The organism is Acetobacter persici (assembly GCF_018256955.1).
In the GTDB taxonomy this organism is placed as follows: domain Bacteria; phylum Pseudomonadota; class Alphaproteobacteria; order Acetobacterales; family Acetobacteraceae; genus Acetobacter; species Acetobacter persici.
In genome coordinates this window covers 44224-57702 of the sequence record NZ_JAERKU010000011.1, presented here as the reverse complement: position 1 = coordinate 57702, position 13479 = coordinate 44224, and the positions used below count along the sequence as shown (strand labels likewise).

Sequence of the window (13479 nt, the reverse complement as noted above, 5' to 3'; positions counted from 1 at the left end):
CCATGTTCCGCCGCCCCACCATACGGTTCGGCAAAACACCAGAACCGGAAACGCCCTATCACAAGGCCGCACAGGTCTGGGACGACCGCATCGGCTCGGCCCGTGTCCAGGCCCGCAACTGGCGGCTGGCGTTCTTCGGAACGCTCGCCCTGAGCGGCGGGTTGGCGGCGGGACTGGTCTGGCAGTCGGCGCGCGGCACGATTACGCCGTGGGTGGTGCAGATCGACCATCTTGGTCAGGCGCAGGCCGTGGGTCCGGCGACGGTCGCCTATCGGCCGACCGATCCGCAGATCGCCTGGTATCTGGCGCGCTTCATCTCCGAGGTGCGCGGCATCCCCGCCGATCCGGTGGTGCTGCGGCAGAACTGGCTCGATGCCTATAACTACGTCACCGATCGCGGGGCGCTGGCTCTGAACGATTATGCCCGCACCAATGATCCCTTCAGCCGGATCGGCAGGATGCAGGTGGCGGTCGAAATTGCCAGCGTGATCCGCGCTTCCGACGACAGCTTCCGGGTGGAGTGGATCGAGCGCCGCTATGTCGACGGCGCGCTGGCCATCACCGAGCGCTGGAGCGCGATCCTCACCATCGTCGTCACCACGCCCACCGATGCCGAGCGGCTGCGCAAGAACCCGCTCGGCATCTACATCCACGCCCTCAACTGGTCCAGGGAACTCGGCTGATGCGCACCCTCAACACAATCGCGCCGCTCATGATCCTGCTGGCGCCGCTGGCGGCCTGCGCCTCATGGAAGCCACCTGCCATCAGATACGACGATACGCCCCGGCAGGCGATCCTCGCCCCGGAGCCGCCCAAGCCGGTACAGGTGGTGGCACTGCCCGAACCCTTGCCGTTGCCGGGTCAACTCAAGTCGATCCCCTTCCGGCATGCATCGTCCGAGCCCGCCGATCCGCATCAACGGGTCGAGCGCGCCAATAGTGCGGCGCGGGTCCAGCCGACGCGGGCCGGTTATCTCAACGCGATCCAGGTCTTTCCCTTCTCCGAGGGCGCGCTGTATCAGCTCTACGCCGCACCCGGCGAGATCACCGATATCGCGTTGCAGCCGGGCGAGAAGCTGGTCGGCTCCGGACCGGTCGCCGCCGGCGATACCGTACGCTGGATTATCGGCGACACCGAGAGCGGGGTAGGGGCATCGAAACGGATTCATATCCTGCTCAAGCCGACGCGCCCGGATCTGACCACCAATCTGGTCATCAATACCGACCGGCGCACTTACCATCTGGAACTGCGCTCCGACGAGCGGACCTATATGGCTTCGGTGTCGTGGGATTATCCGCAGGACCAGATCGTGACCCTGCGCGGTCAGGATCGGGATTCTGATCTTGGCACTCCAGTCGTGACCGGCGTCGATCTCGATGCGCTGAATTTCCGCTATCGGATTGAAGGCGACGAGGCGCCGTGGCGGCCCTTACGGGCCTTCGATGACGGGCGGCAGGTCTTCATCGAGTTTCCGACCGGCATCGCTCAGGGCGAGATGCCGCCGCTCTGGGTAATTGGCCCGCAGGGTGACGGTCAACTCGTGAACTATCGCGTGCGCGACAACCGGATGATCGTCGATCGCCTGTTCGCGGCGGCCGAATTGCGGCTGGGGGCGAAGCATCAGCAGGTGGTGCGCGTCGTCCGCACCGACGGGGTGCGGCGGTCATGAGTGAGAGCGCCGGGAACGGGAACGCCAGGGCAGCCACCCCGCCGGTGAGGCCACCGGGTGAGATGCAGTTGCGCATCACTCGACCGCCGGTTACGCGGCTGTCGCGCAAGGTGATCCTTGGCCTGTCGGTCGTCGCCGCAGCCGGCGTCGGCGGCGCGCTTTATCTGGCGTTGAAGCCGGCGCCTCCGAAGAGCAATGCCGAACTCTACAATACCGGAAGCCGCACCACGCCGGACGGGCTGGCCAATCTGCCGGGCGATTATAACCATCCGCCGCGGCTCGGGGCGCCGCTGCCCGGCGACCTTGGCCGGCCGTTGCTCAAGGCAGGTGTTGGCGCTCCCGGCATGACGACACCGGCGGCGCCTGCTGACCCAGAGAAGCAGCGTATCGCCCAGGAACAGGAAGCGGCGCGGGCCAGCCGCCTGTTCACCCAGACGCAGATGGGGCGGGATGTCGCAGCGCCGACGACGGCGGGCACGACGGCAACCCCGCCCAGTAGCGTTGCTACCGATCGCAAGCAGGTGTTCCTCGATGGGCCGGTCGATCACCGCACCGTCAGCGCTGAGCGGTTGGTACCCGTTCCCAGCCCTTACGTGCTCCAGGCGGGATCGGTCATTCCCGGTGCGCTGATTACCGGCATCCGCTCCGACCTGCCGGGCGAAGTCACGGCGCAGGTGACGGAGAATGTCTATGACAGCCCGACCGGCCATATTCTGCTGATCCCGCAGGGCGCGACGCTGATCGGCCGCTATGATTCCCAGATCTCCTATGGCCAGAAACGGGTACTGCTGGTCTGGATCCGGCTGATGCGCGGTGCGAATGATTCGATTGTGCTGGAGAACGAGCCGGCTGCCGATGCGGCAGGGTTTGCCGGATTGCAGGACCAGACCGACAACCACTGGGGCGAGGTGTTCAAGGCAGCGTTGGTCTCGACCGTGCTCAGCATCGGCTCCGAGGCCGATATCAGCGGCGGCAACGGCATCGCCCAGGCGTTGCGCACCGGCGGCTCACAGGGCTTCAACCAGATCGGCGAGCAGATCGTCGGACGTTCGCTGAATATCCAGCCGACCAACACAATCCGGCCGGGCTTTCCGGTGCGGGTGATGGTGCATCGCGATCTGGTTCTCTCTCCATACGAAAAGGAGGCATCGAAATGACGAAGCTTAGGCTTGGGCCGATTGAGAATGACAAACCGGTGCGGCTGACCATTGAGCTGCCAGCCGCCGTACATCGTGATCTGGTTGACTACGGGCGGTTGCTGGCGCGTGAAAGCGGTCAGGTCGAGATCACGCCACCGAAATTGATCGCGCCGATGTTGGCTCGTTTCATGGAGGGGGATCGGGCTTTCCAACGTCGACGCCGCGCGCAAAAGAAGGAGGCGAGCGGGTCCGGGTCAGCGTGCGCATGAAGCTTACAAATCGACCAAGGAAAGCATCCTCGGATTCGGCACGCCAGGCCAAGTGTACATTGAAGCTATCGTCGAGGCCCGATATCGGGCGAAATGCGAGGCCAGAGGGCAGAAGATCACGACACGCGGTGTTGGTTAGCCCAATACCCGCGCCGGAGCGCACTTGCGACAAAAGAGTAATTATCCCGCCTGTATGGACCACGAGATGCCCATGTTGATCAAATGCGTCGAGTTTAAAATGGTTGCGTCGTTCTTCATGTGGATCGACTGGGACCAGAAGTCGCTCCTTCATGATCTTGGCTATTGGTAGAGTGGGCAGCTTCGCCAGGTGATGCTCCTCTGGCAGAACCGCGAGAAGCTTGTCATTATATAAAATGAACGACGCCATAGTGTCGTTGATTACACAATCCGGTAAAATTGCTGCGTCAACGTGTCGCTTGACCAGCGAAGCAGCTATGCTTTCGCCGTCGGGTACGTAGAGGCCAATGCGCGTTCTTGGATGGCGCTCGTTCCAAGCCCGAAACCACGCCTCAATTGTGGGATGAAGTGGCGGCCGCGCGACCCCAATACGGATTTCACCGTCCGGCAAATCAGCTTCATTGGCTATAATGGTCACGAGATGATTGGCTTCTGTCATGATTCGACGAGCATGCCGGAGAACCTGCCGCCCGGGCTTGGTGACCACGGTCCCCCCTGTGCCCCGTTCGAAAAGCGTGATTCCCAGCGAGTCCTCGATCCGCGTCAGGCGGCGGCTCAGTGCGGCGACGGATACGTCGAGAGCAGTGGCAGCACGGCCCAGACTATGGGTGGCGTCGAGAACGAGCAGGCTATGAAGGTCGCGTAGACTCAATGAATGGAAGCGTTGCATCACCAATTCATCCCGTCGATCTTATGATTTGCTCCGTATCTTCGTGGGACAAGGTCAATTTTTGGGCTATAATTCCTCCTATGTCTGGATCATCCTCACTTTCCCAACTTCCCCGTCGCTCTCTCGTTGACTGTGCGATTGATGCCATGCGGGAAAAAATTGAAAGCGGGGCGTGGCCTGTTGGAGAGCGTATCCCAAAAGAAACCGAACTTGCCGAGATGCTGCAGGTTGGGCGGAATACGGTGCGGGAGGCTATTCGTGTCTTGTCCCATGCTGATGTGCTGGAAGTTCGGCAGGGGGACGGAACCTATGTCCGCTTTGAACTTGATCCTGCCGCAGTCATGCGGCGCGTCACGCGATCCAGCCTCCGGGATCATTTTGAACTGCGTGTCATTCTGGAAACGGAAGCGGCCAGGCTGGCTGCGCAACATCGGACCGCCAGGGACATTCGGAAGCTGGAGAAAACACTCAAGGCGCGCGGCGAGTGGGCTGAGGGCAGTGATCTTGATCGGTTTTTGAAAGCAGATACGGCATTTCATCTTGCGGTCGCCGAAGCGACCCACAATGAAGCTCTGATTGAACTTTACCGATACTTTCTTGTCGCGGCGCGTCAGGCAGGGCGTGCTGTCATGGAAGAGCATGGCCTGCCTGAACCCGGTTATGCCGCTCATGAACGGATATTCCGGGCAATAGAGCAGGGAGACGGCGCGCGCGCAGCTCGTGCTGCCAGCGCGGTTGTCCGGCCGCTCGTGCATGCTTTTTCTGATCATACTGGGAACAGTGATTGAGCCGCGCGTCACGGTTCATCTACCTGCTGGCCAGAGCATGGCGGGCCAGGATTTCTGCTTCAGTTTTTGTCGCCGTGGCCATCTGAGGAACACCGAACGCGCGTTCCGTACCCGGGAACATCTTTTCGAGAGCCGAACGTCGTATCGCATCGGGTTCAATCAGGATCATGACCCGGCATAATCTGGAAAGGGGCTCGCGGTTTGTTTTAAGCCAGAGTCCTCGTTCCTTTCTGTCCTCGTGATCCTCTTCCGGAGCAGGGGGGTAAATCAGGGCAAACGGGGTGCCGCGCTCCAGAAGGGCGGTCATCTCCCCCTTCCAGTTTGTCGCGTAACCCGGGACCATCTGGTTCGGGTTCAGGCAGACCAGCGGAAAATCGCTTGTGTTGAGTAATCCCGAAGCGTCAGAAAGAGTCATGCCTATTCTCCATAATATACAAAGGACGGGTCATCCGACCTTTTTAATGAATGAGGATGTCTGGCGTTGGGGCAGCTTCATGTGAGCGATTGCGCCATCCGTTCGTTACCGTGAGAACGGTGCGACGCAGCCATCGATGCACCACATCTGAATCGTGGCGGGGATGCCATGCCTGAAAGACATTAACGGGTGCGAGTTTAAGTGGGAGGGGAAAGGCGTACAATCCAAGACGGTCCAGTGTGTCGCGGTTCATCGCTACATCGGGCACCGGGAGGATCAGATCGGTCCGGTGCAGGCCCTGCATCGCGGTGTAATACGAGGGAACGAGAAGGGCCACGTTCCGGTTAAGGCCGAATTCTTCCTGCAGCGCGTCATCAATGGGACCATGTCGTCGGCTGCGACGTGACACACTGATGTGGTCGTATTGAACCAGTGACTGGGGCGTGATCTCACCAAGCAGAATCGGATGGCCTGCACGCACGACCCCATGAAAACGGCTTTCGAAGAGTGTCTGCCGCATAATTTCCGGCCGCAGGTTTTCGGTTGCACCGATATACAGGTCGATCGCCCCACGCCGCAGAGCGTCGCTATCGTCGCCGTCGGTTTCACTGGCAAAAACAATAGCAGCGTCTGGACAGTCTCCCCGCAAGGTCTGAAGCAGCTTCGTCGCGAATGGTCCCACGACGACATCTGCGGCCCGGATCGTGAAGACAGGTTTTATGTCCGTAAAATCCAGTTCCTCGTCTCTGCGCATCAGGTCATGCATGCCCGCGAGGATACGGCTAATGCGCGGCTGCATCTGGAGCGCGCGGGGTGTCGGTACCATGTTGCGGCCCATCTGTACAAGTATTGGGTCATCGAAGGTTGCCCTGATCTTGGACAGGGTACGGCTGATTGTCGCCGCACTGACCTGAAGACGCTGGGCGGCACCCGTAACGCTCGATTCCTCAATCAGAACATTCATGGCGTGTAACAGGTTCAAGTCGTAGCCACGCGTCATCAATAGAGTCCTCCCGCGCACTGAAGGCGGTTCATACCCGTCTGTCTGGCAATGTCATAATAGATGGGAACATAGGATGTTTAAGGCAAGCGACCCTGCCATAAGCATGAGGACACTGCAATAATTTTATGCGTTCTTACCGTTACGGTTCATGAGAGACATATTTTCATATTTGAGCGTTCCCGATCCCGGGCGTTGCGATCACAGTCGCCGCAGACATACCTATCGCAAATTAAAGAGGCGTCGTTTGACCCGGATCGACCTTTCTCCTGCGGAAGTGGTGGCTGCACCGGCACCTGCTGCGCCACCTCCACCGCCTCCGAAAGGTCCAGCTTTCGGCCTGCGTCTCGCCACTGGCCTGATCGGCGTACTGCTGGCCGTGCTGCTGGCCGGTTTCAACGAGCATACAACCGAAATGGCGCTGGCTGATATCAAGGGGCAACTCCATATAGGGCACGACGAGGGTACGTGGATTATAGCCCTGTTCGAGGCCTTCAATATTTCGGCGATGGCCTTTGCACCATGGTGTTCCGTGACGTTTTCGATCCGACGTCTGACCATCGTCATGACAGGAATGGTTGGGGTGCTTGGGCTCGCTGCTCCTTTTATGCCGAACCTTGGCGCTCTTCTCATTCTGCGTAGCCTGCAGGGTTTTGCCTGTGGCTGCCTGCCTCCCATGCTGATGACGGTGGCGCTGCGCTTCCTCCCGCCCAACATCAAGATTTATGGTCTTGGCGCCTATGCCCTGACTGCGACCTTTGGTCCCAATCTCGGCGTGCCGCTGGCGGGCTTCTGGTTTGAATATGTGGGCTGGCAGTTCCTGTTCTGGCAGATCGTTCCACTCTGTGTGATCTCGATGATCTGTGTGGCATGGGGGCTGCCGCAGGATCCGCTGCGGCTGGAGCGCTTCAGGCAGTTCGACTGGAGGGGACTGCTGACCGGTCTGCCCGCGATCTGCTCGCTGGTCATTGCTCTCGAACAGGGCGACCGGCTCGACTGGTTCCGCTCACCGCTTATTACACATCTGTTCTGTGGCGGTGGCTTTCTATTTATTCTTTTCATTATCAATGAATGGTTCCATCCACTGCCGTTCTTCCGGATTCAGTTGCTTAAGCAGAGAAATGTCTCGGACTCACTGCTGACCCTGGCGGCCGTGCTCGTTCTTTGTGTTGTCACCATCGAGATCCCCTCGGTTTACCTTGAAGAGGTGAGGGGATACCGCCCCATCCAGACTGCGCCCATCGCGCTGATTCTGGCCGTTCCCCAACTGATCGCGCTGCCACTGGTGTCTGCGCTCTGTAATATCCGCAAAGTTGATTGCCGGATCGTACTCATGGCCGGGCTGGCCATACAGGGCGCATCCTACTGGCTGGGGACATGGATCGATTCAGACTGGGTGCGTGAGAATTTCTATATTGTCCAGCTGATGCAGGTCGCCAGCCAGCCGATGATGGTCATTTCGATCCTGATGCTGGCGACCATGGGCCTCGGACCGGCGGATGGCCCCTTCATCTCGGGCATGTTCAACATGACCAAGGGATTTGCCAATGCCATTGCTGCTGGTGTCATCGCAGCGCTTCTGCGCCGGCGGGAGCAATATCACTCCACTATGTTGCTGGATACTTACGGTTATAACCAGAATGCCCTGGAAGGGATGGGCGATCCCGCCAGTAAGTTGCTTGCTCCCCACATCGCCGACCCTGATCGTCTGGCGCGGAATACGCAGGTTCTTCTCCACGGCAAGGTCGCCGAGCAGTCTCTCGTACTGGCGTGCGCGGACATCTATTACGTGATGGTCGGGCTCTGTGCCGCTTTCATTATCCTCAATATGTTCCTGCCCCAGCGGGTTTATCCTCCACGCGCGCCGTCAGCCAGCGCCCCGGCCAAATAAGCCACAGGATCGAAATCATGTCAGACAGGATGCATCCCGTGCCACGCTCTACTTCTGAGCTTAAAAACATCCCATCACCCGATGAAAGCATCGAAGCATTCAGGACTGATCTTGAACGGATTTATGGAGACATGCCTCAGGCCGCGGATATTGCTCACGCCGGGACCAAGGCGCTCGCCAATGCCGATTATCACGCGCGGCACTGGCAGAGTAGTGAACCGGGCTCCCTGAGGCCTGGCAGTCTCGCCCATAAGCGCGCGGTGTCGCGCATGTTCCGCGATACGTTCAATCCATACCGGCCTTCCGTCATCGACTGGCCCCGGCTTGATCCTGCTACATTGCGACGCATCACATCCCTGCCGATCTGGGACATCGCCGTTGAAACCGAAGGCAAGGCGCGCCTCAGGATGGCGGCCTACGCCGCGACTATTGCTGACCCTGACATGAAGGACGCCATCGCCCGGAACGCGTGGGAGGAAAATCGTCATAAGGAAGTGCTCTCCCGATTGGTCGAGGCCTATGGGATTCCGATGGCCAAGGAGCCGCCATACATCACCCCGCGTGATACCGAATGGGCCTACATGGTCACAGGTTTTTCCGAATGCGTGGACAGCTTCTTTGCGTTCGGTCTGTTCGAACTGGCAAAGCGTTCCGGCTTCTTTCCCGCCGAACTGGTCGAGACGTTCGAGCCGGTCATGCAGGAAGAGTGCCGCCATATCCTTCTGTTCGCCAACTGGCTTGCGTGGCATCGCGCCACCCTGCCGCTGTGGAAGCGTCCATGGTTTGAAACCCGGGTGCTCGGTGTCTGGCTGTTTCTCGCATGGGAGCGGATCGGCATGGTCAGAAGCATGGATGCCGACGGTAATATGCGCGAGCAGGACGCGAATTTCACCGTATCTGGCGCAAAAGACGTGTCCAGCATCGACGTCAGCCTGCGGGAGCTTCTGGGCATTTGCCTGGACGAGAACGAGCGGCGGTTTGCGGGGTACGATGCGAGGCTGCGTAGACCCCGGATGACGCCGGCCCTCTCCCGATGCCTCCGATACGTTCTCCCCCGTTCAAAGACCCCAACAGTTGCCGCGTCACGACCCAGCCTCGTCGAGAAGGTCGGTGGCCTTTGCTTTGCGGGCCTTCTGGTTCTTTACGCGCGGACGATGTGACCGCCTTTGCCAACATCCTGCCTGTCTCGCTGACGCACTGGCTCAGGTGCGCTGTCGGGGATTTCTGGAGCTGAAATGTCACGAACACGAAACCTCATGCTGATCGGCGCAGGCGTCGTCGGTCTTGGCGCCGCCGCCTGGTTCGCAGACCACCTCATTCTCGGTAATGGCGTCCATGTCGAAACCAATGATGCTTATGTCACGGCTTATTCCACGCTGGTTGCCCCAAAAGTCTCGGGCCGTATCGATCATGTGCAGGCGCAGGATAATGAACGGGTCCATACCGGTGAAGAACTCGCCCATATCGAGGACGATGATTATCGCGCCGCGTTGAAAGTAGCACAGGGAAACGTCGCGGTCGCGCGGGCGGACATCGCCAATCTGCAGGCTGAACTGGACAGGCAGAACGCAGTCATCGCGGCGGCCGCCGCAACAGTACAGGCCGACGAGGCAGCCCTCGAATTCGCCCGTCAGGATGAAGCGCGTTATCGAAACCTGTCCGCGGGAGGTGCTGGCACGGTCGAGCAGCGCCAGCGAACGGCATCCGGGACGCGCCAGACTGTCGCGACGTTGATCAGGGATCAGGCTGGAGTTCAGGCCGCAAAAGACCAGGTGACAGTTCTGACCGCACAACTTGACCGGGCAAAAGGAAGCCTCGTCCGGGCAGAGGGAGAACTGCGTCAGGCGGAACTGGATCTGTCCTACTGCACGATCCCTGCGCCCATCAATGGTGTCGTGGGTGTGCGAGGCGTACGCGTCGGCAATTACGTTCATGCCGGGACCGCGCTCATGGCCGTGGTGCCCGTGCAGGATGCCTTTGTCGTGGCGCATTTCCAGGAGACGCAGCTCACTCGTGTATTGCCGGGGCAGAAAGCCACGGTTTGGGTGGATACGTTCCCCGGACATCCGCTCCGCGCCCATGTGGACAGCATACCGCCTGCAACCGGTGTCGCGTTCGCTCCCATCCAGCCAGACAATGCTACCGGGAACTTTACCAAGGTCGTCCAGCGCCTGCCGGTCCGTGTAACCTTTGATCCCGGTCAGCCACTGGCGGCCCGTGTGCGGGTGGGCATGTCCGTTGAGGTCCGGATCGACACGTCCTCAACGCCGGAAGGCAGCAAGGCCAGGGATGAGCGCTATGTCTGGCAATAAAGCGATGATCGCCGCCGCGCGTTCAATGCGCTCTCGCCTCGCCGCGTGGCTGGCTCTCGGTCTGCCCATGGCAGGATGTACGGTCGGACCTGATTACCATAGATCCCCACCGGCCTCACCAGCATCCTGGCACCAGAGTGTCGCGCCCGCTGAAAGTCATCCGGTGCAGGCACAGCTCGACCCGGAATGGTGGACCATCTACAATGATCCCGTCCTGACCGCGCTTGAACATCAGGTGGCCGAGGTCAACCTAGACCTGCGGGCGGCTGCCTATCGCTTTGCCCAGAGCATGGCGGAGCGCAGGATTGCGAGCGCCGCCCAGTTCCCGCACGCCGAAGCCAATGCCTCCTATGCGCGGGAACGGGCCAGTCCCAACGGTGTCCTGGGTCTGCTCGGCACCATGGAAGAACAGGGGGCAGGGTCAATCGCGAGTGGAACGCAGGGGTTTGGTCCCACACGCCTTCCGGGATCTGCAGGCGCTTCATCCTTCAACCTGCCACAATACGGTATGAACGCCTCGTGGGAGGTGGATTTCTGGGGACACGTCCGCCGGCAGGTCGAGGCTGCGACGGCCGCAATGCGTGCAACCGAAGATATGCGACGCGATGTACTGGTGTCGCTCATGGCAGAAACCGCGCAGGACTACCTCGAACTGCGCGGGGTGCAGGCCCAGATCGGAATTGTCGAAAACAATATCGGGATCGCGCGCCATAGCGTGCAACTGACAACGTTGCGTTTCACCCAAGGAGCTGCCACCCGCCTGGACGTTGCGGATTCTACCGGACAGCTGCACAGTTTTGAATCGCGTCTTCCCGCTCTGAAAAGCCAGGAAGTGCATCTGATCAACGCGCTGAGTTTTCTGGTGGCGCGTGAACCCGGTGCCCTCACGGCGCAGCTCGGCAAACCCGCACCGGTTCCTCCCGTGCCAGTGTCGGTGCCGGTGGGTCTCCCGTCCGAGCTGGCCGAACGGCGGCCGGATATTCGTATGGCGGAAGAGCGTCTGCACGCTGCGACGGCCAATATCGGTGTGGCCATTGCCGATTTCTTCCCGCGCGTCACGCTATCGGGAAGTCTGGATGTGCAGGCGCTCCAGTTCAGCGGGCTGGGATCTTGGGCGTCGCGACAGTATGGGTTCGGACCGACAGCGACACTACCGATTTTTGAAGGCGGACGCCTGACAGGTCAGCTACGCCTGCGCAAAGCGCAGCAAAGGGAAGCCGCTGTCATGCTCCAGCGCACGGTGCTGAAGGCCTGGCAGGAAATCGACGACGCCATGGCTGATCTCTCGGCGGCGCAGAACCAGAGGGATCGTCTCGCGGAAGCCGTGAAGGAAAACGAGATCGCCGTGCAAACCGCTCAGGCCCAGTATGTGCAGGGATCATCTGACTTCCTGAATGTCCTGACCTTGCAGAACGCACTTCTGGCGACCCAGAACCAGCTCGTGCAGGCCACAACCAGCGTCTCCACTTCGGTCGCTCGTCTCTACCGTGCGCTCGGTGGCGGATGGGAACGGCAGTTCCCGGTTCAGGCGCGACGTTATGCTGCAGGCTCGACATCAGCACCAAAGGGAAAATCATGATCACCCTTCGCCCCGCCCGGGATCTCGGGACGGTGACGCAGCCTGGCGTGACCATTCGCTGTCATTTCTCTTTCGCGGAATACCGTGACCTTGCTCACGTTCATTGGGGACAGATACGTGCGATCAATACCGCCGTTTTCGAGCCTTTTGCCGAGTTCCGGCTGGGAGAAGAGGATGCCCGGGATATTGTCACAATTGTTCTCAAGGGCACTTTTTTTGCCGAAGTTGACGGTCAGGCACCGCATCAGCTTCAAGAGGGCGATATCCATCTGCTCAGTGCAGGGCAGGGAATTCAGGACGCGACGTGGTGGGCCGCCAGTCCGGACTCTTCATTCATTCAGGTATGGCTGCTGCCGGACGAGGAGGGCGGGGTGCCGGAGAGTGTGGTTCATCACCGTCCGGTCCGGCATGGTCAGAATGCGCTCGCCATTCTGGCGAGCGGCTTTGCCGAAGATTCACCCGAGGATACCGATAGCGGGGCAGCAGACGAACCACTCCCGCTTCGTGCTTCTACGCGCGTCATGGGGATGGCGCTGCAGTCGGGAGTGGTGACGCATTACGTCACAAGAGCGGGACGGCGGCTTTACCTCGTTGCGCTTTCGGGCACGATAAGGGTCAATGACCAGTCTGTCAGTAGCGGGCCGGGAGCGGAAATTTCTAACGAAACAGAGGTTAGGCTTCTGGGAGAAGCGGATGCCATCGTCCTGCTGATTGATACCGTCTGAAGGTATGGGTGTTTCTCGGGTTAAGGACGAAAGCGAGAGTTTATTCGGAAAATATGTGGTTCAAAAGAAGGGGAGAGTTTTTGGAGAAAAGGGCTGTGGCTTGGGTCACGTCATAGAGTATCGCTTTGCCAAGCGTCTCCTTAACATCCGTAGGCTCGCCCAAAACGCATGAGTTCCGCCATTGGGGCTGCGTTTTCAGGAGTTCAAAATAATGAAGACAATTCGTATCCCTGCCCGAAGCATGTATTACGGCACGCCGGTCGCCTTGGTCTGTACGGAGAACAGCGACGGCTCGGACAATCTGACGCCCATGTCGTCATCCTGGTCCCTCAGGGATTTCTTGGTGCTTGGCTTGGGATCTGCGTCTCAGGCTATGGAAAATTTACGTCATCGTCCTCGCCTGACGGTAAACCTTCCTTCTGCAGAGATGTGCGAATCAATTGAGCGCATTGCAGCGTTTACCGGGAAAAATCCTGTTCCTGACCATAAGGCAGGACAGTTCTCTTATTGTCGGGACAAGTTTGAGGTTGCAGGGCTGACGCGGCTCACATCGACTGAAGGCGGTCCGTCACGCGTTGCCGAGTGTCCAATCCAGATTGAGGTTGTCGTAAATACCATGACTGACGTTTCGGACGACCCAGAGGGGTTTTCCGTTATCATCGCAAAAGCCATCGTGCTGCACGCTGCAGTCGGGATCATTAATGAAACGTCCGGTCAGATCGATCCGGCAAAATGGGATCCTCTTGTATTCAGTTACAGGACCTATCACGGTCTCGGCCCTGAATTGGGCCGTATGGCCCGTAGCGTGCGCTCCTGAAGGAATT

General features: G+C 59.7%; 14 protein-coding genes. 11 read left to right on the top strand and 3 right to left on the bottom strand.

The window, feature by feature from the left end; all coding sequences use genetic code 11:
- Positions 1-2 precede the first annotated feature (2 nt).
- The 4 genes from trbF to JK199_RS11875 are packed head-to-tail and all read left to right on the top strand — an operon-like array spanning position 3 to position 3077.
- The gene (gene trbF / locus JK199_RS11890) at positions 3-683 is read left to right on the top strand and encodes a conjugal transfer protein TrbF (protein ID WP_212376204.1); all 681 of its coding nucleotides are present in this window, start codon (positions 3-5) and stop codon (positions 681-683) included.
- Entirely contained in the window at positions 683-1669 is a 987-nt protein-coding gene (gene trbG / locus JK199_RS11885; RefSeq protein WP_212376201.1) for a P-type conjugative transfer protein TrbG, read from the top strand. Before trbF ends, trbG begins: the two co-directional genes overlap by 1 nt.
- Entirely contained in the window at positions 1666-2826 is a 1161-nt protein-coding gene (locus tag JK199_RS11880) for a TrbI/VirB10 family protein (RefSeq protein ID WP_212376198.1), read from the top strand. Before trbG ends, JK199_RS11880 begins: the two co-directional genes overlap by 4 nt.
- Positions 2823-3077: a DUF2274 domain-containing protein gene (locus JK199_RS11875; RefSeq protein ID WP_061471321.1), complete on the top strand. Its 255-nt coding sequence runs from the start codon at positions 2823-2825 to the stop codon at positions 3075-3077. The genes JK199_RS11880 and JK199_RS11875 overlap by 4 nt, the downstream gene beginning before the upstream one ends.
- Here the strand turns inward: JK199_RS11875 and JK199_RS11870 are convergent.
- Positions 2995-3945: a LysR family transcriptional regulator gene (locus JK199_RS11870; RefSeq protein ID WP_113596916.1), complete on the bottom strand. Its 951-nt coding sequence runs from the start codon at positions 3943-3945 to the stop codon at positions 2995-2997. The two genes, JK199_RS11875 and JK199_RS11870, sit on opposite strands and share 83 nt — an antisense overlap.
- On the opposite strand from JK199_RS11870, the gene JK199_RS11865 reads away from it, so the two are divergent.
- Entirely contained in the window at positions 3927-4733 is an 807-nt protein-coding gene (locus JK199_RS11865) for a FadR/GntR family transcriptional regulator (protein ID WP_342356321.1), read from the top strand. The genes JK199_RS11870 and JK199_RS11865 overlap by 19 nt on opposite strands.
- Before the next feature lie 19 nt (positions 4734-4752).
- Here the strand turns inward: JK199_RS11865 and JK199_RS11860 are convergent, their stop codons facing one another.
- Both JK199_RS11860 and JK199_RS11855 read right to left on the bottom strand, forming a co-directional pair.
- Positions 4753-5148: a hypothetical protein gene (locus JK199_RS11860; RefSeq protein WP_133258756.1), complete on the bottom strand. Its 396-nt coding sequence runs from the start codon at positions 5146-5148 to the stop codon at positions 4753-4755.
- 43 nt (positions 5149-5191) lie between these two features.
- The gene (locus tag JK199_RS11855; RefSeq protein WP_244985109.1) at positions 5192-6130 is read right to left on the bottom strand and encodes a LysR family transcriptional regulator; all 939 of its coding nucleotides are present in this window, start codon (positions 6128-6130) and stop codon (positions 5192-5194) included.
- 265 nt (positions 6131-6395) lie between these two features.
- On the opposite strand from JK199_RS11855, the gene JK199_RS11850 reads away from it, so the two are divergent.
- The 6 genes from JK199_RS11850 (at position 6396) to JK199_RS11825 (ending at position 13472) form a co-directional block, all read left to right on the top strand.
- Positions 6396-8039 (top strand): MFS transporter, encoded by a 1644-nt coding sequence (locus JK199_RS11850; RefSeq protein ID WP_113596919.1) that lies wholly within the window; start codon positions 6396-6398, stop codon positions 8037-8039.
- Positions 8040-8170: 131 nt separating this feature from the next.
- Complete coding sequence (locus tag JK199_RS11845; RefSeq protein WP_239021549.1) at positions 8171-9199, top strand: ferritin-like domain-containing protein; 1029 nt, start codon at positions 8171-8173, stop codon at positions 9197-9199.
- Positions 9200-9274: 75 nt separating this feature from the next.
- A complete protein-coding gene (locus JK199_RS11840; protein ID WP_113596921.1) occupies positions 9275-10351 on the top strand; it encodes an HlyD family secretion protein in 1077 nt (358 codons plus the stop codon).
- Positions 10338-11930, top strand: coding sequence for an efflux transporter outer membrane subunit (locus JK199_RS11835; protein WP_408742379.1), 1593 nt, complete (start codon positions 10338-10340; stop codon positions 11928-11930). The genes JK199_RS11840 and JK199_RS11835 overlap by 14 nt, the downstream gene beginning before the upstream one ends.
- Positions 11927-12655, top strand: coding sequence for a pirin family protein (locus JK199_RS11830; protein WP_212376192.1), 729 nt, complete (start codon positions 11927-11929; stop codon positions 12653-12655). Before JK199_RS11835 ends, JK199_RS11830 begins: the two co-directional genes overlap by 4 nt.
- Positions 12656-12866: 211 nt before the next feature.
- A complete protein-coding gene (locus JK199_RS11825; protein WP_212376189.1) occupies positions 12867-13472 on the top strand; it encodes a flavin reductase family protein in 606 nt (201 codons plus the stop codon).
- The last annotated feature ends 7 nt before the right edge of the window (positions 13473-13479 follow it).

What these genes read in the sequence shown, in the direction of transcription:
- trbF (WP_212376204.1), top strand. Translation starts at nt 3, where the DNA reads ATGTTCCGCCGCCCCACCATACGGTTCGGCAAAACACCAGAACCGGAA.
- trbG (WP_212376201.1), top strand. Translation starts at nt 683, where the DNA reads ATGCGCACCCTCAACACAATCGCGCCGCTCATGATCCTGCTGGCGCCG.
- JK199_RS11880 (WP_212376198.1), top strand. Translation starts at nt 1,666, where the DNA reads ATGAGTGAGAGCGCCGGGAACGGGAACGCCAGGGCAGCCACCCCGCCG.
- JK199_RS11875 (WP_061471321.1), top strand. Translation starts at nt 2,823, where the DNA reads ATGACGAAGCTTAGGCTTGGGCCGATTGAGAATGACAAACCGGTGCGG.
- JK199_RS11865 (WP_342356321.1), top strand. Translation starts at nt 3,927, where the DNA reads ATGAATGGAAGCGTTGCATCACCAATTCATCCCGTCGATCTTATGATT.
- JK199_RS11870 (WP_113596916.1), bottom strand. Translation starts at nt 3,945, where the DNA reads ATGCAACGCTTCCATTCATTGAGTCTACGCGACCTTCATAGCCTGCTC.
- JK199_RS11860 (WP_133258756.1), bottom strand. Translation starts at nt 5,148, where the DNA reads ATGACTCTTTCTGACGCTTCGGGATTACTCAACACAAGCGATTTTCCG.
- JK199_RS11845 (WP_239021549.1), top strand. Translation starts at nt 8,171, where the DNA reads ATGCCTCAGGCCGCGGATATTGCTCACGCCGGGACCAAGGCGCTCGCC.
- JK199_RS11840 (WP_113596921.1), top strand. Translation starts at nt 9,275, where the DNA reads ATGTCACGAACACGAAACCTCATGCTGATCGGCGCAGGCGTCGTCGGT.
- JK199_RS11835 (WP_408742379.1), top strand. Translation starts at nt 10,338, where the DNA reads ATGTCTGGCAATAAAGCGATGATCGCCGCCGCGCGTTCAATGCGCTCT.
- JK199_RS11830 (WP_212376192.1), top strand. Translation starts at nt 11,927, where the DNA reads ATGATCACCCTTCGCCCCGCCCGGGATCTCGGGACGGTGACGCAGCCT.
- JK199_RS11825 (WP_212376189.1), top strand. Translation starts at nt 12,867, where the DNA reads ATGAAGACAATTCGTATCCCTGCCCGAAGCATGTATTACGGCACGCCG.